The following is an 18742-nucleotide window of genomic DNA, read 5'->3' on the forward strand; positions in this document are numbered from 1 at the left end:
GGACCTTCGCCGGGACGGTTTTCATTGCCGGCAGCTTGGGCTAGGCAGGCCGCAACAAGGAACGACCCATGCCCCCTGCCAGTCCCTCGCCCGTCACCGGTATTCTGCTCAAGGTGCTTTCGGTCATCGTCTTTGTGGGGATGGCGACGCTGATCAAGGCAACCGCCGATGCCGTGCCGCCCGGTGAGGCCGTTTTCTTCCGATCCTTCTTTGCGATCCCGGTGATCCTTGCCTGGCTCTGGTGGCGTTCGGAACTTGCGACCGGGCTGCGCGTCGCGGAACCGCTTGGCCATGTCTGGCGGGGCTTTGTAGGCACCGTGGCGATGGGGCTCGGCTTTGCCGGCCTCGGCCTCTTGCCCCTGCCCGAGGTTACGGCCATCGGCTATGCCGCGCCGCTGTTGACCGTGATCTTTGCCGCCATGTTCCTGGGCGAAGAGGTCCGGCTTTTCCGCCTTTCCGCCGTTGCGCTGGGGCTGGTGGGCGTGCTGATCGTGCTGTCGCCCCGGCTGGGCGCGGTCGGCAACCTCAACGCCACCGAAACGCTGGGGGCAGTGGTGGTGCTGACGGGCGCCACCTTTGCGGCCCTTGCGCAGGTTCTGGTGCGCAAGCTGGTGCGGATGGAACGCACCTCCGCCATCGTCTTCTGGTTCTCGGTCACATCCTCGGTCCTCGCGCTGGCGACCTTGCCCTTTGGCTGGGTCATGCCCGCGCCGCGTGACTTTGCCCTGCTGGTTCTGGCGGGCCTCATGGGCGGGCTGGGCCAGATCCTGCTTACGTCGAGCTATCGCTTTGCCGATGCCTCGGTCATCGCGCCGTTTGAATATGCCTCGATGATCTTCGCCCTCGGCATCGGCTATTTCCTCTTCGATGAGGTGCCGACGCTGGTGATGCTGGGTGGCGCGGCGCTGATCATCCTCGCGGGCGTCCTGATCATATGGCGCGAAAGGCGGCTGGGTCTGGAACGCGCCCGCCAGCGCAAGGCGATGACCCCGCAGGGCTGAAATCCGGGAACAAACCCGCCGCGAATATGTTATATAGGCCCTGCAACGATAGGAGGATCGTGGCATGACCCGACATATCATCGACAAGACGCCCCGCAACAATACGGGCACGCGCCTGCGCTCTTTCCTCGCCATCGCGAGAGAGGACGGCCAGCACCCGGCGACGCAAAAGCTGATCCGCCGCCCCGCGGACCGTTCAGCGGCAGGGCGACGGCTGAGAGAGTTCCTGCGGATCGAACGCGGGCGCCTCGTCTGAGGTGCCCGGCGCCCCGGCCCACCGGCCGGGGCAAGCCCCTAGCTGCGGACATGCCTTTCGTACTGCTCGGCGATGTCGCGGGTCAGGGCGCCTACCTCGAAGGTGTAGTCGCCGATCTGCCCCACCGGGGTGACCTCGGCCGCCGTCCCCGTGAGCCAGCATTGCTCGAAGCCCTCAAGTTCTTGCGGGAGGATGTGGCGTTCATGCACCGCGACCCCCTTTTCCTTGAGCATCCGGATCACCGTCTGCCGCGTCAGCCCGTTCAGGAAGCAATCGGCGAGCGGCGTGTGGACCTCACCATCCTTGACGAAGAAGATGTTGGCGCCCGTCGCCTCGGCCACATAGCCGCGATAGTCGAACATCATCGCGTCGGAACAGCCCTTGGCTTCGGCCGCGTGCTTGGACATGGTGCAGATCATGTAAAGTCCCGCAGCCTTGGCCGCCGACGGAATCGTCTCGGGGCTGGGCCGTTTCCAGCGCGAGATGTCGAGCTTCGCGCCCTTCATCTTGGCGTCGCCGTAATAGGCACCCCATTCCCAGGCGGCGATCGCCATGCGGACAGGATTGCGGCTTGACGCCACGCCCATATCCTCACCGGCGCCACGGAACGCGACGGCCCGGACATAGGCGTCGCTGAACCCGTTCGCCTTCAGCACCTGGGTCTTGGCGGCCTCGATCTGGTCGACCGTCCACGGAATTTCCATGTCGATCAGCCGTCCCGAGGTCAAAAGCCGCTCCGAATGTTCGCGGCTGAGAAAGATCTTGCCGTTATAGGCGCGTTCGCCCTCGAATACCGAGCTTGCGTAGTGGAGCGCATGGGTCAGAACATGTACATTCGCGTCGCGCCAGTCCACCAGCGCGCCATCCATCCAGATCTTTCCGTCCCGGTCATCGTATCGCCCGGCCATCTCACGCCTCCTGTCCAGCCGCCGCTGGAATTTGTGATAATTTCCCACAAGGGACCGATGCGGACATAAAATTGCGTCCGCATGGGGTTTCGCTAGCAATTGATTCTTGGAAAGTCAACAAGACTGACATAAAATCACCACAGAGGCCGATTTTCGATCATAGGATGTGCAATGGCAGAAGGTGGTGCAGGCCCGGGCGGAGAGAGCCTTCTCTTTCTGACCGACGAACAGCTTCGCAAGGGGATCGAGGCGATGTTCTTTGCCTATCGCGGGTTCACGGCGGACCCGGACCGCATCCTTGAAAACCACGCCTATGGCCGCGCCCATCACCGCGCGCTGCATTTCATCCACCGAAGCCCCGGCACGACCGTCAACAACCTGCTCGCGATCCTTGGCGTGACCAAGCAGTCCCTGAACCGCGTGCTGCGTGCCCTGATCGAGGACGGGCTGGTCGAAAGCCGGGTCGGCCGCAAGGACAAGCGGGAACGCCACCTGTTCCTGACCGAACGCGGCGCCCAGCTTGAGCGGGAACTCTCCGATGCGCAGCGCGCGCGGATGCGCGCCGCCTATCGCGCGGCAGGGCCTGTTGCGGTGGCGGGCTTTCGTCAGGTACTTGAGGCGATGATGGACCCGGACCTTCGCCGACAGTATCAGACGATCAAGGACAGCAGCGCATGACGGAACCGCAGGCACATCTTCTGATCGTGGACGATGATGAGCGTATTCGAAAACTCCTCCAGAAATTCCTGATCCGGAACGGATTCCTTGTATCTGGCGCGCAGGATGCGGCGCAGGCGCGCAGGCTTCTCGGGGGGCTGGAATTCGACCTGCTGGTGCTCGACGTGATGATGCCGGGCGAGGATGGGATCACGCTGACACGCGCCTTGCGCGAAGTGATGGACACGCCGATCCTGCTCCTGACCGCCCGCAGCGAAACCGACGACCGGATCATGGGGCTGGAGGCCGGCGCCGACGATTATCTGGCCAAGCCCTTCGAGCCGCGCGAACTGCTGCTGCGGATCAATGCGATCCTGCGGCGCGTCCCGCAGCCGCGCCCGGCGGCGGATGGTCCGCGCGTGCTGCATCTTGGCGCGATCCGCTATGACGTGGACCGGGGCGAATTGTGGCAGGGCGAGGCGCCGGTGCGGCTGACCGCCACGGAATCCGCGCTCATGCGGATTTTCGCCGCCAAGCCGAACGAGGCCGTCAGCCGCATCCAGCTGGTCGAGGATCTGGGCCGGGACCGCGGAATGGCCGGCGATCCCGCCCAGGAACGGGCGGTGGACGTCCAGATCACCCGCCTGCGCCGCAAGATCGAGGCCGACCCGAAACAGCCGCGTTACCTTCAGACCGTGCGCGGCTCTGGATACATGCTTTCGCCAGATTGACGAAATGCGTCGCTTTCAGGCTTGCAAAAGCCTAAATTTCTGCCAGATTTGGCAGCGAACATCATTTCGTGTATACAAAGGCGCGCCATGACTGCTTTCGTCCTGACTGTCCAGTGCATCTCTCGCCGCGGGATCGTCGCCGCCATTTCCGGCTATCTTGCCAAGAACGGCTGCAACATCACCGACAGCGCCCAGTTCGATGACGCCGTCACCGGCAATTTCTTCATGCGCACCACCTTTGTCGCGGAAACGGGCGTTGATCTTGACGCGCTGACCAAAGGCTTTGCGCCGGTCGCGGAAGAGTTCGACATGACGTGGGAATTTCACGATGCCCGCAGCAAGATGAAGGTCTTGCTGATGGTGTCGAACTTTGGCCATTGCCTGAACGACCTTCTCTATCGCTGGCGGATCGGGGGCCTGCCGATCGACATCGTGGGCGTCGTGTCGAACCACATGACCTACCAGAAGGTGGTCGTGAACCACGACATTCCGTTCCACCACATCCGCGTCACCAAGGAGAACAAGCCCGAGGCCGAGGCGCGGCTCATGTCCCTGATCGAGGACAGCGGGGCGGAACTGGTCGTGCTCGCGCGCTACATGCAGGTGCTGTCCGATGAGATGTGCCGCAAGATGTCGGGCCGGATCATCAACATTCACCACTCGTTCCTGCCGAGCTTCAAGGGCGCGAACCCCTACAAGCAGGCCTATGAGCGCGGGGTCAAACTGATCGGCGCCACGGCGCATTACGTGACCGCCGATCTGGATGAGGGCCCGATCATCGAACAGGACACGGTGCGCATCACGCACGCCCAGTCGCCGGACGACTATGTCAGCCTTGGCCGCGATGTCGAGGCGCAGGTGCTGGCGCGGGCCGTTCACGCCCATATCCACCACCGGGTGTTCCTGAACGGAAACAAGACGGTGGTCTTCCCGGCCAGCCCCGGGTCCTACGCGTCCGAGCGTATGGGCTAGTTGCAAGCGCGACCCGACGCGTCTAATCTTTTGCCCATGACGACGGCGCTTCTGACGCATGGCGATTGCCTGAAACACCTGACGCCGCCGGGCCACCCCGAACAGGTGGCCCGTCTTGATGCCGTAATGGCCGCGTTGCAGGCACCCGAATTTGCCGCGCTTCAGCGGATCGAGGCGCCGCTGGCCGATATAGGAGAGGTATTGCGCGTCCATCCGGCGCATTATCTGGCCGAGGTCAAGGCCGCCATCCCCGCCGGCGGGAACGCCAGCCTCGATGAGGACACGCATCTCTCGCCCGGATCGCTCGACGCGGCGCTGCGCGCGGTCGGGGCGGCCACACTGGGGGTCGATCTGGTGGTGGCCGGGCAGGCGCGCAACGTCTTTTGCGCAACCCGCCCCCCCGGCCATCACGCCGAGACCGCCCGCGCCATGGGGTTCTGCCTGTTCGGGACGGCCGCCATCGCGGCCAAACGCGCGCTGGATCATCACGGGCTTTCGCGGGTCGCCGTTGTGGATTTCGACGTCCATCACGGCAACGGAACGCAGGACCTTCTGTGGAATGAACCGCGCGCGCTCTTCATCTCGTCGCATCAGATGCCGCTTTACCCCGGAACCGGCGCGCCGGACGAACGGGGGGCCCATGACAACGTCCTGAACCTGCCCCTGGCCGACGGAAGCGGCGGCGCGGAAATGCGGCGGGTTTATCAGGAAATGGCGCTGCCCCGACTTGCCGATTTTGCGCCGGAGCTCATCATCATATCTGCCGGGTTCGACGCCCATCGCGCCGACCCGCTGGCAGGTTTGGCCTGGGACGAAGACGATTTTGCCTGGCTGACCGGGCAGATCTGCGATGTGGCGGAACGGACGGCCTCGGGCCGGGTGGTCTCGACACTCGAGGGAGGGTATGATCTGGACGCGCTGGCGGCAAGCGTCGCGGCCCATGTCCGGATTTTGATGGAGCGTAACGAATGACTGACCAGAAGCCCGTGGCTGACATGACCTTCGAAGAGGCGATGGGTGAATTGGAACGCGTCGTGGCCGCGCTGGAGCAGGGCAACGTCCCGCTGGAACAATCGATCGCGCTTTACGAACGCGGCGCCACGCTGCGCAAACATTGCGAAGACCGCCTGCGGGCCGCCGAGGAAAAGGTCGAAGCCATCCGCCTGGCCGAGGGGAAACCCGCCGGCCTCGCACCTGCCGACGGGCTCTGATGTTCGGCGCGGCACTGGCTGCGGCGGCAGCGCAGGTGCAGGACCGGCTGGCGCAGGCCATGGCCACTCTTCCCGACCAGCCGGTCTCTCATGCGATGCGCTATGCGGTGGCGGGCGGTAAGGGCGTGCGGGGCTTTCTGGTGCTGGAAGGCGCGCGCCTGCATGACGCCCCGCCCGAAGCGGCGCTGGCCGCCGCCGCGGCGGTCGAGGCGCTGCACGCCTATTCCCTTGTCCATGACGATCTCCCGGCCATGGATGACGACGACCTGCGGCGCGGCCAGCCCACCGTCCATGTGAAATGGGATGAGGCGACGGCCATCCTGGCGGGGGACGCGCTCCAATCGCTCGCATTCGAGCTTTTGACCGAGCCCGTCATTGGCCCGGCCGACATCCGCATCGCCCTGCTGCGCGGTCTTGCGGGGGCCGCCGGCGCCCGCGGGATGGTCCTTGGGCAGGCGCTCGACATCGCGGCGGAAACGGCGCCCGCCCCGCTGACGCTCGAGGAGATCACGGAACTGCAATCAGGCAAGACCGGCGCCCTGATCCGCTGGTCGGCCGAGGCCGGGCCGATCATCGCCGGCGCCGATCCGTCATCACTTGGAAACTATGCCGATGCGCTGGGGCTTGCCTTTCAGATCGCCGATGACATCCTTGACGTGGAGGGCGATCAGGAAACCGCCGGCAAACGACTGCGAAAGGATGCCGCGGCGGGCAAGGCTACTTTTGTCTCGCATCTGGGGCTGGAAGGGGCGCGGCGCCGCGCGGCCGAACTTGTCGCATTGGCCGAGGCCGCCCTCGACCCGTATGGCAGCCGCGCCGAGACACTGCGCGAGGCGGCCCGCTTTGTAATTGCCCGCAGGAACTAGGAAGGCTCCGCGATGACCGATCGACCCAAGACGCCGCTGCTCGACCGGGTACGCCTGCCCTCGGACCTCAAGGACCTGTCCGACCGCCAACTGCGCCAGCTTGCCGACGAATTGCGGGCCGAGACGATTGCGGCGGTTTCGGTCACGGGCGGGCATCTTGGCGCGGGTCTGGGCGTGGTCGAACTGACGGTCGCCATTCATGCGGTCTTTGACACACCGCGCGACAGGCTGATCTGGGACGTGGGCCATCAGTGCTATCCGCACAAGATCCTGACGGGCCGGCGCGACCGCATCCGTACCCTGCGTCAGAAAGACGGGCTGAGCGGGTTCACCAAGCGCTCCGAATCACCCTTCGATCCGTTCGGGGCGGCGCACAGCTCCACCTCCATCTCGGCGGCGCTCGGCTTTGCGATGGCCCGGGAACTGGGGGCGACGGATGTCGGCGACGCCATCGCCGTCATCGGCGACGGCTCGATGAGCGCGGGCATGGCCTATGAGGCGATGAACAACGCCGGCCATCTGGGCAAGCGCCTGATCGTCATCCTGAATGACAACGAGATGAGTATCGCGCCCCCGGTCGGCGCGATGTCTGCCTATCTCTCGCGGCTCTATGCGGGCGCGCCGTTCCAGGATCTCAAGGCCGCCGCGAAAGGCGCGGTCAGCCTTTTGCCCACGCCGCTGCAGGAAGGGGCGCGGCGCGCCAAGGAAATGATCAAGCACCTTGCCGTGGGCGGGACCCTGTTCGAGGAGCTGGGCTTTTCCTATGTCGGGCCCATCGACGGGCATGACCTCGACCAGCTTTTGCCAGTGTTGTGGACGGTGAAGTCACGGGCCGAAGGTCCGATCCTCATTCACGCGATCACCCGCAAGGGCAAGGGCTATGCCCCGGCCGAGGCCGCCGCCGATCGCGGCCATGCAACCAACCAGTTCAACGTGCTCACGGGTGAACAGAAAAAGGCACCCTCGAACGCGCCGTCCTATACCAAGGTCTTTGCGACCTCGCTGATCCAGGAGGCCGAGCGCGACGACAGGATCGTCGCCGTGACGGCGGCGATGCCCGACGGGACGGGGCTCAACCTCTTTGCCGAGCGGTTTCCGCGCCGCTGCTTTGATGTGGGGATCGCAGAACAGCATGGCGTGACCTTTTGCGCGGGGCTTGCGGCGGGGGGGATGAGGCCCTTTTGCGCGATGTATTCCACCTTCCTGCAGCGCGGCTACGATCAGGTCGTGCACGACGTCGCGATCCAGCGCCTGCCGGTGCGCTTTGCCATCGACCGCGCGGGGCTGGTCGGCGCCGATGGCGCGACCCATGCGGGCAGTTTCGACGTGGCCTATCTCTCGAACCTGCCAGGTTTCGTGGTGATGGCTGCATCGGATGAGGCCGAGCTGGTCCATATGGTCGCGACCGCGGCGGCAATCGACGACCGGCCCAGCGCGTTCCGATTTCCCCGCGGGGAAGGCGTGGGCGTCGAGATGCCCGAGCGCGGCACCCCGCTTGAGATCGGTCGCGGCCGTATCGTCCGCGAAGGCGGCCGTGTGGCGATCCTGTCGCTTGGCACCAGACTGTCCGAGGTTCTGAAGGCCGCCGAAAATCTGGCCCAGCGCGGGCTGGCCCCGACCGTCGCCGACGCGCGCTTTGCCAAACCCCTGGACCGTGACCTGATCCTGCGGCTTGCGCGCGAACATGAGGTGCTGATCACCGTCGAGGAAGGCGCGATCGGCGGGTTCGGCAGCCATGTCGCGCAGCTTCTGGCCGAGGCGGGGATGTTCGACCGGGGGCTCTGCTATCGCTCTATGGTGCTGCCGGACATCTTCATCGATCAGGCCAGCCCCGCCGACATGTATGCGGTCGCCGGCATGAACGCCCCGCAGATCGAGGCCAAGGTGCTGGAGGTTCTGGGCGTGACGCTGGCGGGCGAACGCCGCGCCTGACCCGCGCCCCCCCAACCGCCGCGTCGAACCCGCGTCTTGGCCGGCCCTTGAAGCGCCGGTTTACATCGCCACATTGGCAGGTCTAGAACACCGCAGGGTCGCGGGCCTGCCGCGCCATCAGGCGAAACAAGACGCAAGGGAAGTCCATGTCCATCCATCTGCATCCGCGTGATCTTCCCGACGATCTGGATCTTGGCCCCGTGGTCGCAATCGATACCGAGACGATGGGTCTCAACCCGCATCGCGACCGGCTCTGCCTCGTGCAATTGTCGTCGGGTGACGGGACGGCGCATCTGGTGCAGATCGAACGCGGCCAGCAAGAGGCGCCCAATCTCGCCCGGATGCTTGCCGATCCGGCGGTGCTCAAGCTCTTTCACTTCGGGCGGTTCGACATAGCGGCGCTTTACCACGCGTTCGGGGCCCTTGCCGCGCCGGTCTACTGCACCAAGATCGCATCCAAGCTCATCCGCACCTATACCGACCGGCACGGGCTGAAATACCTGCTTCAGGAACTGCTGGAGGTGGATATCTCCAAACAGCAGCAGACCTCGGACTGGGGCGCCGAAACGCTCAGCGAGGCGCAAAAGGCCTATGCGGCGTCGGACGTGCTTTATCTTCACCGGCTCAAGGCGGAACTCGACCTGCGGCTGGAACGCGAGGGACGGATGGATGTCGCGCAGGCCTGCTTCGACTTCCTGCCCACCCGCGCCCGGCTGGACCTGACCGGCTGGCCCGAACTCGACATCTTTGCCCACTGATGCCGTCCGGGGCCGACACCGATCCGTTCCTTGCGACCGCGCAGCGCGTCCTTCGGCGCGAGGCCGAGGCGCTGGACGCCCTTGCCGGAACGCTCGGCGCCTCGTTCACAGCGGCGGCCGAGATGATCCTTGGCACACGGGGCCGCGTGATCGTGTCGGGGATGGGCAAATCGGGCCATATCGCGCGCAAGATCGCCGCGACCCTTGCCAGCACCGGAACGCCTGCGCATTTCGTCCACCCCGCCGAGGCGAGTCATGGCGATCTCGGGATGCTGACGGCCGGGGACGTTGCGCTTGTGCTCTCGAATTCGGGTGAGACGCCGGAACTTGCCGATATCGTCGCCTATACCCGGCGCTTTGGCATTCCGTTGATCGGTATCGCCTCGCGCGCGGACAGCACGCTGTTGCGGCAATCGGATGTGGCGCTTGTGCTGCCACAGGTGCCGGAGGCCTGCGAAACCGGGATCGTGCCCACCACCTCGACGACGATGACGCTGGCACTGGGGGATGCACTGGCCATTGCCCTGATGGAACATCGCGCCTTCACGCCCGAGAATTTTCGCGTGTTCCATCCCGGCGGCAAGCTGGGCGCCCGGCTGGCCCGGGTCAGCGACCTGATGCATGGGGCGGCCGAGGTTCCCGTTGTCCCGCTGGAGGCCCCGATGGGCGACGCGCTGATCACCATGAGCCAGAAGGGTTTCGGGGTGGTCGGCGCGGTAGACGCCGGGGGACGGCTCTGCGGGATCGTCACCGACGGCGACCTGCGGCGCCACATGAACGGGCTTCTGGATCGCCGCGTGCATGAGGTAATGACCAAGGGGCCGCGCACCATCGAGCCCGGCGCGCTGGCCCACAAGGCCGTCGCGATGATGGAGGGGGCGCGCATCACCAGCCTCTTCGTTGTCGCCCCGGGTGGCGGCGGGCGCCCAGAAGGCATCCTGCATATCCATGACTGCCTGCGGGCGGGGGTGGTCTGAGATGTCGCTGACCGACAGCGGTTACAGCCGGCTTGTCACATGGCTCAAGATCGGGTTGCCGCTGATCGCGCTTGCGCTGCTCTCGACCCTCTTTCTCTTTTCCCGGACCATCGACCCGACGCGGGCGATCCAGTTCACCGCCCTGAATGTAGAGGAACTGGCGCGCGAACCGCGTGTGACCGCGCCGCGCTATTCCGGCCTCACCTCGGACGGGAGCGCGCTGCGCGTCGAGGCGGCGACCGCGCGCACCGATCCGCTGCAACCCTCGGGCCTTTCGGGGCAGGAGGTGGAGGCCTGGCTGGAAACACCCGATGGTCAGAGCGCGGCAATGCAGGCCACCAGCGCCGCCATCGACCAGGGGTCGGGGGAACTGCGCCTGACCGGGGCCGTGCGGCTGGAAACCTCGGGCGGCTATGACCTGCAAAGCGAAGAGGTGATAGCGCTGCTGGACCGGACGCGCCTTGTCAGCCCCGGACCGGTTCAGGGCAGCGCCCCCGCGGGCGATCTGGAGGCAGGCGCGATGACCCTGCAACAGGCGCCGGACGGCCAGAGCTATGTTCTTGTTTTCAACGAAGGGGTCCGGCTGCTATATCGGCCCTGAAGAGATGAGAGTCACCATGCGCCGCCTGATGTTCCGGATCGCCTTTACCGCGCTGGTCTGCGCCGGTTCCACCACGCTTCATGCGCAGGGCGCGCAAGTGGGTTTCGGGGCGATCCGCGCCGACAGTTCGCTTCCGGTCGAGGTGACGGCCGACCAGCTTGAGGTCACGCAGGCCGATGGCACGGCGGTCTTTACCGGCAATGTGCTGATCGGGCAGGGAGAGATGCGGCTGAGCGCAAATCGCGTGCAGGTGGATTACGCGGCCGATGGCAACCGGATCGCCCGGCTGCTCGCCACCGGGGACGTCACGGTGGTGAACGGCCCCGACGCCGCCGCCGAGGCCGATGAGGCCGATTATTCCATCGACGACGGCGTGATCGTCCTGACCGGAAATGTCCTGATGACGCAAGGCCCGAACGCACTGAGCGGTGAGCGGATGGTCATCGACCTCACGACCGGATCGGCCCAGGTGGACGGGCGCGTTCGCACGATCCTGAACCCGCAAAGATGACAGTCCCGCCCGTGGCAGATCGCCCCGGCGAGGGGCTGCGCGTCACCGGCCTGCGCAAGAGCTATCGGCGCCGGCCCGTGATCCGCGACGTATCGCTCGACCTGCGTCAGGGCGAGGTCGTGGCGCTTCTGGGGCCGAACGGCTCCGGCAAGACCACCTGTTTCTACGCCATCGCCGGCCTTGTTTCCGCCGAAGGCGGGCAGGTCACGATTGACGGGCGCGATGTGACGGGGATGCCCATGTATCGCCGCGCCCGGCTCGGGGTAGGATATCTGCCGCAAGAGATGTCGATCTTTCGCGGGCTGAGCGTGCAGGACAACATCCTCGCCATCCTCGAAATCACCCATTCCGACCGGCTGAAGCAACGCGAGCGGCTGGAGGAGCTCTTGTCCGAGTTTTCCATTGGCCATCTGCGGCGGGCGCCGGCGCTGGCGCTTTCCGGGGGGGAACGGCGGCGGGTGGAAATCGCGCGCTGTCTGGCCGCCGATCCGCGCTATCTGCTGCTGGACGAACCCTTTGCCGGGGTCGATCCGATTGCGGTGGGGGAAATCCGATCGCTTGTCGCGCAGTTGCGGACGCGCGGGATCGGCGTCCTGATTACCGACCACAATGTGCGCGAGACGCTTGAGATCGTGGACCGCGCCTATATCCTGCACGACGGGGTCGTCCTCATGAGCGGGACGACAGAGGAGGTCGTGCGTGACGAGAATGTGCGCCGCGTCTATCTTGGGGACACGTTCCGGATCGACTGAGGCCGGATCGACTCACGGGCGGCCGGAATGAAGCTGGGGTTAAGGCAGGGCCAGCGCGTCACGCTCGCCCCGCTGCTGCGTCAGGGGATCGCGCTCCTGCGTCTCCCCGCGCTGGAACTGTCGGAACTGATCGCGCGCGAGGCGGCGGAAAACCCTTTTCTCGAAATCTCCATGCCCCGACCGGCGCCGGGCGTCTCGGCCTATGACGTGGCCCTCGATACGGTCGCGACCGAGCCCTCGCTGCACGAACGGCTGTTCACCCAGATCGCGATGATGCGGCTTGGGGCAAGGGTTGCCGAGGCCGCCTGCCATCTGGTCTCGGAACTGCGTGAGGACGGTTATCTCGACCGCCCCCTGCCCGAGATCGCGCAGGAAACCGGCCTGCCGCTGGCAGATCTGGAACAGGGGCTTCGGGCGCTGCAGGGCTGCGAGCCATCAGGGATCGGCGCCCGCACCCTTGCCGAATGCCTGACGTTGCAACTCTGCGATCAGGGGCTGACCCTGGACGAGGCGCAACGGGCCGTGGGCCGCATCGACCTTTTCGGCGGGCAACCCACACAGGCGGCCGCACAGACGCTGGGCATGACGGTGGACCGGATGCGCCAGATCGCGCAGATCGTGCCGCGGTTGAAACCCCGGCCGGTCGCGGGCGACGACGCGGCCACGCCGCCGCTTGTGGCCGATGTCGCGCTTGATCTGCAGCCCGACGGATCGTTTGCCGCACGGCGGGCACGGGGCGCGCTGCCGGCGCTAAGCCTGAACGAAAACCTGATTGCCCGCGCCCGGACCGAGGGGTTCGGCGCCGAGGCGCGTCACCGCGCCGAAGCCCTGATGCAGGCGCTCCGCTACCGCGAAGACACGCTGGTGACCATCGCGGGGTGGATTGCGCGGCATCAGTATCGCGCGCTGTCCGACGGGGCCGAACATATGCTGCCCCTGACGCAGCGAGAGATCGCGCAGGCGCTGGGGCTCAGCCCCTCGACCGTCAGTCGCGCCATCGCCGGCAAGGGGCTTTCCGTCCTGGGGCGCATCTGGCCCTTGTCGCGGTTCTTTTCCAACGCGCTTCCGGGCGGGGATGAGGGGCTGTCGGCCTTTGCGGTCCAGCAGACCATCGCGCGGCTGATCGCGCGCGAACCGCCCGGCGCGCCCCTTTCAGATCAGGATCTTGTCGGGCTTCTGTCGCTCGAAGGCGTTGACATAAGCCGGCGAACTGTCGCCAAATACAGGGGATGCCTGCGGATACCTTCTTCGCACGGGCGTCGCCGCAAAACGCGGCACGGGACGCTGCGACAGATCGCGCAGCCGGCCGGGCCGGGTGGAAAGGGCCCCGCGAGGCATTAACTTGAAAGTATCCTTGCCAAGCAAGGATACAACCTGCGGACAAGCCAGAGGAGGTGTCATGCGGTATCAGATCAGCGGAAAACAGATTGACGTGGGCGAGGCGCTTGCAACCCATGTCGAGACCGAGCTTGGCGAGGTGATGGGCAAGTACTCCCAGCGCCCGACCGACGCGACGGTGGTGTTTTCCCGCGATGCGCATGAATTCGTGTGCGAGGCCACGGTCCATCTTTCGACTGGCCTGACCGCGCAGGCCCGTGCGGCGGCGACCGAGATCTATGCCGCGTTCGACGGCTGTCGCGACAAGATGGACAAGCAGTTGCGCCGCTACAAACGCCGCCTGAAGGACCATCACCGCGAACGTGCACAGCCGGTTGAATTCGACGGCGCACCGTCCTATATCCTCGCCGCATCTGAAGGACCCGAGGAAGCGGAACCAGAGACGCTGCAGCCCATGATCATCGCCGAGATGGAAACGCGCATTCCAAGCGTATCCGTGGGCGAGGCCGTGATGCAGATGGAACTCGCCGGTTCGCAGATGCTGGTCTTTCGCAACGAAGGCCATGGCGGGGTGAATGTCGTTTATCGGCGCGATGACGGCAATATCGGATGGATCGACCCGCGCAACACGAGGTGACGCCTGAAAAGGGCGGACAGAAATCAGCGTTTACATGAACCTAGCAAAAATTCTCGCCCCCGAAGCCGTCAAGGTCTGCGGCCATCTCACAAGCAAGAAGCGGCTCTTCCAGGATCTGGGAGAGCTTGCCTCGGCGGCTTATGGGCTGGATGCCAGCGTGGCCATCGACTCGCTGCAAGAGCGGGAAAGCCTTGGTCCGACCGGCGTGGGGCATGGCATCGCCCTGCCGCATGCGCGGCTTGACGGGCTGGAACGGGTGGTGGGCGTGTTCCTGCGGCTCGAAAAACCGCTGGATTTCGATTCGGTGGATCGTCAGCCGGTGGATCTGGTGTTTTCGCTTTTCGCCCCAAAGGAATCCGGTGTTGAACATCTCAAGGCGCTGGCGCTCGTGTCACGAACGATGCGCGACCCGGCCATCCTCACCAAGCTGCGGGCCAATTCCGATCCGGCGACGCTGCACGCGATCCTGACGGAAAGCCGCGACACGCGCGCGGCCTGACCTCGCCGGCTCAGCCCTGCCAGTTCCCGTAACCGAAGGCCAGGTAATCCCGGTCATAGGCCTCGCGTGCGGCGGCCTCCAATTCTTCATCATGGATGTCCGCTAGGGCGACGGGGCGTTCCTCGGTCGTCTTGCGCGGGGCGGGCGCCGTTTTGCCCAAGAGGGCGGCAATGCGCGGAAGCTCGGCCTCGATTTCTTCCTCGCGCAGGACGAAATCCGGCAGGGCAAATTGCGCAAAGCCCTGAAGCACCGCGCATTGGCTGGCCCAGCTTCCGTGGACATGGACGCTGGTCTGCCCCGAAAGGTTGCCCTTGACGAAGCGGAGGAAGGCGAGGAACGCCTCACGATGCTCGGCCACCGAAAGCACCTCGCCATTCTGCGGCAGGGGCAGTTTGTGGACCTTGATCAGCGCCGTCTTGATCGCCCGCAGCCGCGGTGTCAGCAGGTAGTCGCAAAAGGCCGCATGGGCGCGTGCGAGCGGATGGCGCACCACGGTGAAGGTGCGATGCCCGGGATTGGCCGATTGCCAGCGCCGGATGCTGCGGCCGGTGAATCCGTCGACCGGGGGCGCGCCGTCCATATCCTCCATCCAGGCCAGAACGCGCGCCTCGGGTCCGCAACGCACCGGCATGAACAGAAGCGGGGTCTGCGCGCCTGCGCTGAAGGATGGCACGCCCGCACCGCGCCGCGGCTCGAAATTCGGGGTGCGCGACAGGTTGAACCGGTCGAGCCGGGCAAGGGCCCGCTCCATCTCCTCGGGGTTCGTCACCTTGTCGCGGATATCTTCGGGGTTCTGCTTTTTCAGCTTGTCGGACGGCGCGTCGAGCTTTGCGTCCAGCCCCAGATACTTGCCCAGCCCGTTCAGGACACGCACGTTCTGAATATCCTCATAGGCGATGTAGAACGCCGTCTGCCCCGACACCTGAAGCCCATGCAAAAGCAGCAGTTGAAAGTTCTGCAGCTCCTCCATCATCTGAAGGAACTCGTCGCTTTTGAACTCGACCCGGGCGCTGCGCTGGAAGCGGACATTCTGCAGCTTCCACTGGCCTGTCGCGCTGGCGATCTTGCGCGAGACATAGCTTTCCAGCGGGTTCCGGGTCAGGATGATCTTGGCGCAGCGCGGGTCCGACAGCACATGATCCAGAACGCGCGGATCGTGATCGTGGAAGAACCGGAAGCCGAACAGACCGGGGCTCGCATCCCGCATCCGCTGCAACAGCGCCAGCGGATCATCGCGCCGTGCCTCCAGCGATATGCCCAAAAGCTCTGTCTTGCCCTGCTTACCGATGAAGACCGGGTTGAACGCCTCTCCGTACGAGGTGATGCCCGGAAATTCGCAGATGCTCGTTTCCAGAAAGTTGGAGCCTGTCCGCATCTCGGCGAAAAGGACGAAATAGTCGAATTTTCGGGTCATTCCGCTGCTCGTTTCACAGATCTTGTGGTTACAAGGGAAAAATCACCGATCACATGCGGTGTCATCCCTTCATTTCGCAGACGGCGCAGGAAGGCGGCAAAACCATCGAGCGGCACCATCTGCGGCAGTTGAGGTGCATTTATATGCGCCCGTGGGTTCATCTCATCCAGAACGGAATGGAGGTTGTCGCGCATCCCCAGCAGAAACTCGGTAAGCGTCCACACCCGGACCCGCGCCGTCGTCCAGGGGGTGCGCAGGGTCTTGAGGAACGCCATCTCGATCTTCTGAAGGCGCGCCGCCTCAGTCCGGATGGTGGCGAAATCGAGGTTCGACCGGAAGAGCGGGATCGCCCAGGCTCCGCTCACGACCGCGATCTGGGCGTTGTGATCGGTCGCCATGAACCAGTTGAGCGCCTGGTTGTCCCCCGGACCGTATTGGAACGACTGCCGCTGGCCGCGCGTGTTCCAGATCAGGCTGGTCAGGAAGGCCCGCGGATCACGGTCACGCAAGGACGCGGCATCGGACAGCCCGCCCCGGAAGACCTCGGCGCCGCCGCTGAAATGAACCCGGTCCGGCGCAAAGAGATGCCCGTGCACCGTCGTGCGCGTCACCTCGGCCAGCCAGGTTTCGAAGTCCGGAAAGAGCGCGTCGAACCCGGAAAAGACCGAATAAGGCGCGGCCGTCTTGCCATGTTCGCGGTCCCGGCGCGGAAAGCGGCTTTGCATGTAAAGGCCCGGGCGCCCCTGGATCCGCCGTTCCTGAGCGATCTGAAAGACCCGGTCGATCCGCGCGGGGTTCGGATCGGCGCGCCGCAGGGATTCGCCGCCGCCTTCTCGCAGAAAAACCCGGTAAAGCACATTGGCGCGCGGCCAGATCTTGCGCGCGACGAAACAGTCCGACCGCCGCAGAAGCCGCAGGTGATCGTCGTAAAAGATGTAGGGTTTGCCCTGATAGTCGAATTTGGAAAGCGTGAGCGACCGGCTTTCGATCTGCCGGGAATGAATACGGACGAGGGTCTGGAAATAGGATTCGTCGGGAATCCAGACGCGGCGGAAATACCGGTCGAACTCCGCCCGCCGCGGGTCGTTCAGGATCGCCGTCAAGGTGTCGCGCGTCAGGCACCACCACTGCGAGCCGAGATGCGGAACGATGCCTTCGGGGACCCGCCGGCGAAGCCCCAACCGACGCTGGACCCGCACCGAGGCATCGAAAAGCCTGCGCTGCCGCCGCCACGAAAAGGGAAACCAGAGCTGGAACCTTTCACGCTCCAACCCGCCTACGGTCCAATCCACATCTTCGGTCGTGACGGATTCGATGAAGTCCGTCTGCGGCTGCTGATCCAGATAGTCGATCAGTTCCTGAACCGGGCGCAACGGCAGGCAAGAGCCCGAGACGTGATAGACATGGCGCACCTCGGGAAAGGTCTGCAGCATCACCTCGCTCGCGCGGATGGCGGCGGCGATCAGTGACCAGTTGCCCCATTCGCACCGCTGGCGGCGACAAAAGCGGATGTTCTGATGCTTGCGCAGCCGGCGGACGAAGGCGCTGTAATCCTCGGTGCGGACGCTGCGGTCCACATGAATCACCACCGGACAGCCCGCCCCGGCCCAGTGCTCGGCCACCTGCGCCGCGCGGTTGAGCGCCGTGTGACAGAGCATGACAAAGCCGACGCTCATACCCAGCTTCCCTTGGACATCAGGCCCAGGATTTCCAGCTGCCGCCAGCCCGTGTATCGCTCTGACGCCTCGCACCAGAAAACCGCGCCGGCGTGCAGCCCCTCATGATAGGCGCGGTATTCGTGACTGCCGGCGTAGTGTTGGCGGCGCTCCAGCTCTTCCACGGATTTTTCGGGGAAGGTGCTGATGAACTTGGCGTGGAGCAGACAGCCCGAGGCAAGTTCCCCGCCCTCGCGGTCATAGGTGCGGTTCAGGCCCCGGGGCAAAAGCATGTGGGTCGAACTGACATAGGCATAGCGCCGGTCCCATTTCACCAGCGGGATCTTGTTCAGCGCGGGCGCCCGTTCCGGCGCATCCCGGAAGAAGAGACGCGCCCTCGGCCCCCCCTGAATCCAGAGGTGGCCGAATTCGGTATTGCGCGTGAAGGTGTAGTTGCCGCTGTCGAACCATGACGTGATTTCCAGCGGGTCCTGCCCTTCGCGGTAGGGGATGCTGTTCAAACCGCCCCGGGGATAGAGATCCAGAAGCATCGCACTGAACGACCGCACTGATGACGCATCGAGCCAGTCGGTAAGTGCCTGAATGGGGCGCGTGTCGCAGAAGGGATAGATGAAGAACTCGTCGGCATCGACCACCAGCGTCCAATGCCCGTCCCCATAGGTCCGCAACAGCCAGCCCAGCCAGTCCACCCCGAAACGGGACCGCTTGTAGCTGGCCGAGGTCGTCCAGATCGACACATCCGGCTGATCGGCGAGATATTCCCGCGTGCCGTCATCCGACGCGTTTTCGACGAAGAGAAAATGGTTGATGCCCATTCCCCTGTAATATTCCAGGAAATACGGCAGGCGAATACGTTCGTTCCGCAAGGTGCAGAACAGCAGCACGTCATTCCTCCGGATGGACTTTGTCCTGTCGGCGACGGCAGACAGTTCACGCCTTTTTCGAAAGGCCCGCAGAAGGAACTGCTTGCGCTTCAGCCTGAGACCGTATCGTCCGACGAGGCCCAACGTCATCCTCACTGTCGCGCTTCAAAAACACCTGCCAC

21 protein-coding genes are annotated in these 18742 nt (G+C 65.0%); 17 read left to right on the forward strand and 4 right to left on the reverse strand.

Features of this window, described 5'->3' with window-relative positions; all coding sequences use genetic code 11:
- Positions 1 to 68: 68 nt before the first annotated feature.
- A complete protein-coding gene (locus ACFSGJ_RS15125) occupies positions 69 to 1001 on the forward strand; it encodes a DMT family transporter (RefSeq protein ID WP_390263565.1) in 933 nt (310 codons plus the stop codon).
- A 64-nt stretch (positions 1002 to 1065) separates the two neighbouring features.
- The gene (locus ACFSGJ_RS15130; RefSeq protein ID WP_390263568.1) at positions 1066 to 1257 is read left to right on the forward strand and encodes a hypothetical protein; all 192 of its coding nucleotides are present in this window, start codon (positions 1066 to 1068) and stop codon (positions 1255 to 1257) included.
- A gap of 38 nt (positions 1258 to 1295) precedes the next feature.
- Here the strand turns inward: ACFSGJ_RS15130 and ACFSGJ_RS15135 are convergent, their stop codons facing one another.
- Positions 1296 to 2165 carry a branched-chain amino acid aminotransferase gene (locus ACFSGJ_RS15135; RefSeq protein ID WP_390263571.1) on the reverse strand — a complete coding sequence of 290 codons (870 nt, stop codon included), beginning with the start codon at positions 2163 to 2165 and terminating at the stop codon, positions 1296 to 1298.
- 171 nt (positions 2166 to 2336) lie between these two features.
- Here ACFSGJ_RS15135 and ACFSGJ_RS15140 point away from each other — a divergent pair, with 171 nt between their 5' ends.
- The 15 genes from ACFSGJ_RS15140 (at position 2337) to ACFSGJ_RS15210 (ending at position 14607) form a co-directional block, all read left to right on the forward strand.
- Positions 2337 to 2843, forward strand: a complete 507-nt coding sequence (locus ACFSGJ_RS15140) for a MarR family winged helix-turn-helix transcriptional regulator (protein WP_390263573.1) — start codon at positions 2337 to 2339, stop codon at positions 2841 to 2843.
- Complete coding sequence (locus ACFSGJ_RS15145; RefSeq protein WP_390263575.1) at positions 2840 to 3553, forward strand: response regulator; 714 nt, start codon at positions 2840 to 2842, stop codon at positions 3551 to 3553. Before ACFSGJ_RS15140 ends, ACFSGJ_RS15145 begins: the two co-directional genes overlap by 4 nt.
- Positions 3554 to 3640: 87 nt before the next feature.
- Positions 3641 to 4525 carry a formyltetrahydrofolate deformylase gene (gene purU, locus ACFSGJ_RS15150; protein WP_390263578.1) on the forward strand — a complete coding sequence of 295 codons (885 nt, stop codon included), beginning with the start codon at positions 3641 to 3643 and terminating at the stop codon, positions 4523 to 4525.
- A gap of 36 nt (positions 4526 to 4561) precedes the next feature.
- Positions 4562 to 5497, forward strand: coding sequence for a histone deacetylase family protein (locus ACFSGJ_RS15155; protein WP_390263582.1), 936 nt, complete (start codon positions 4562 to 4564; stop codon positions 5495 to 5497).
- Complete coding sequence (locus ACFSGJ_RS15160) at positions 5494 to 5736, forward strand: exodeoxyribonuclease VII small subunit (protein ID WP_390263585.1); 243 nt, start codon at positions 5494 to 5496, stop codon at positions 5734 to 5736. The genes ACFSGJ_RS15155 and ACFSGJ_RS15160 overlap by 4 nt, the downstream gene beginning before the upstream one ends.
- Positions 5736 to 6602 carry a polyprenyl synthetase family protein gene (locus ACFSGJ_RS15165; RefSeq protein WP_390263588.1) on the forward strand — a complete coding sequence of 289 codons (867 nt, stop codon included), beginning with the start codon at positions 5736 to 5738 and terminating at the stop codon, positions 6600 to 6602. Before ACFSGJ_RS15160 ends, ACFSGJ_RS15165 begins: the two co-directional genes overlap by 1 nt.
- A 12-nt stretch (positions 6603 to 6614) precedes the next feature.
- Positions 6615 to 8534 carry a 1-deoxy-D-xylulose-5-phosphate synthase gene (gene dxs / locus ACFSGJ_RS15170; protein ID WP_390263591.1) on the forward strand — a complete coding sequence of 640 codons (1920 nt, stop codon included), beginning with the start codon at positions 6615 to 6617 and terminating at the stop codon, positions 8532 to 8534.
- Positions 8535 to 8680: 146 nt separating this feature from the next.
- Positions 8681 to 9292: a ribonuclease D gene (locus ACFSGJ_RS15175; RefSeq protein ID WP_390263594.1), complete on the forward strand. Its 612-nt coding sequence runs from the start codon at positions 8681 to 8683 to the stop codon at positions 9290 to 9292.
- Positions 9292 to 10269 carry a KpsF/GutQ family sugar-phosphate isomerase gene (locus ACFSGJ_RS15180; RefSeq protein ID WP_390263596.1) on the forward strand — a complete coding sequence of 326 codons (978 nt, stop codon included), beginning with the start codon at positions 9292 to 9294 and terminating at the stop codon, positions 10267 to 10269. The genes ACFSGJ_RS15175 and ACFSGJ_RS15180 overlap by 1 nt, the downstream gene beginning before the upstream one ends.
- Position 10270: 1 nt before the next feature.
- Complete coding sequence (locus tag ACFSGJ_RS15185) at positions 10271 to 10870, forward strand: hypothetical protein (protein ID WP_390263599.1); 600 nt, start codon at positions 10271 to 10273, stop codon at positions 10868 to 10870.
- 28 nt (positions 10871 to 10898) lie between these two features.
- A complete protein-coding gene (lptA, locus tag ACFSGJ_RS15190) occupies positions 10899 to 11381 on the forward strand; it encodes a lipopolysaccharide transport periplasmic protein LptA (protein WP_390264178.1) in 483 nt (160 codons plus the stop codon).
- Entirely contained in the window at positions 11378 to 12133 is a 756-nt protein-coding gene (lptB, locus tag ACFSGJ_RS15195) for an LPS export ABC transporter ATP-binding protein (protein WP_390263602.1), read from the forward strand. Before lptA ends, lptB begins: the two co-directional genes overlap by 4 nt.
- A gap of 27 nt (positions 12134 to 12160) precedes the next feature.
- A complete protein-coding gene (locus ACFSGJ_RS15200; protein WP_390263604.1) occupies positions 12161 to 13474 on the forward strand; it encodes an RNA polymerase factor sigma-54 in 1314 nt (437 codons plus the stop codon).
- Between the two features lie 58 nt (positions 13475 to 13532).
- The gene (hpf, locus tag ACFSGJ_RS15205; RefSeq protein WP_390263607.1) at positions 13533 to 14108 is read left to right on the forward strand and encodes a ribosome hibernation-promoting factor, HPF/YfiA family; all 576 of its coding nucleotides are present in this window, start codon (positions 13533 to 13535) and stop codon (positions 14106 to 14108) included.
- A 34-nt stretch (positions 14109 to 14142) separates the two neighbouring features.
- Positions 14143 to 14607: a PTS sugar transporter subunit IIA gene (locus ACFSGJ_RS15210; protein ID WP_390263610.1), complete on the forward strand. Its 465-nt coding sequence runs from the start codon at positions 14143 to 14145 to the stop codon at positions 14605 to 14607.
- A gap of 10 nt (positions 14608 to 14617) precedes the next feature.
- Here the strand turns inward: ACFSGJ_RS15210 and ACFSGJ_RS15215 are convergent, their stop codons facing one another.
- The 3 genes from ACFSGJ_RS15215 to ACFSGJ_RS15225 are packed head-to-tail and all read right to left on the reverse strand — an operon-like array spanning position 14618 to position 18710.
- Entirely contained in the window at positions 14618 to 16021 is a 1404-nt protein-coding gene (locus ACFSGJ_RS15215; RefSeq protein WP_390263613.1) for a nodulation protein NodH, read from the reverse strand.
- Complete coding sequence (locus ACFSGJ_RS15220) at positions 16018 to 17697, reverse strand: DUF5927 domain-containing protein (protein ID WP_390263615.1); 1680 nt, start codon at positions 17695 to 17697, stop codon at positions 16018 to 16020. The genes ACFSGJ_RS15215 and ACFSGJ_RS15220 overlap by 4 nt, the downstream gene beginning before the upstream one ends.
- On the reverse strand, positions 17694 to 18710 hold the full coding sequence (locus ACFSGJ_RS15225; protein ID WP_390263618.1) for a glycosyltransferase family 2 protein: 1017 nt from the start codon (positions 18708 to 18710) through the stop codon (positions 17694 to 17696). Before ACFSGJ_RS15225 ends, ACFSGJ_RS15220 begins: the two co-directional genes overlap by 4 nt.
- Positions 18711 to 18742: the final 32 nt, after the last annotated feature.

The organism is Halodurantibacterium flavum (assembly GCF_042681825.1).
Lineage (GTDB): Bacteria > Pseudomonadota > Alphaproteobacteria > Rhodobacterales > Rhodobacteraceae > Halodurantibacterium > Halodurantibacterium flavum.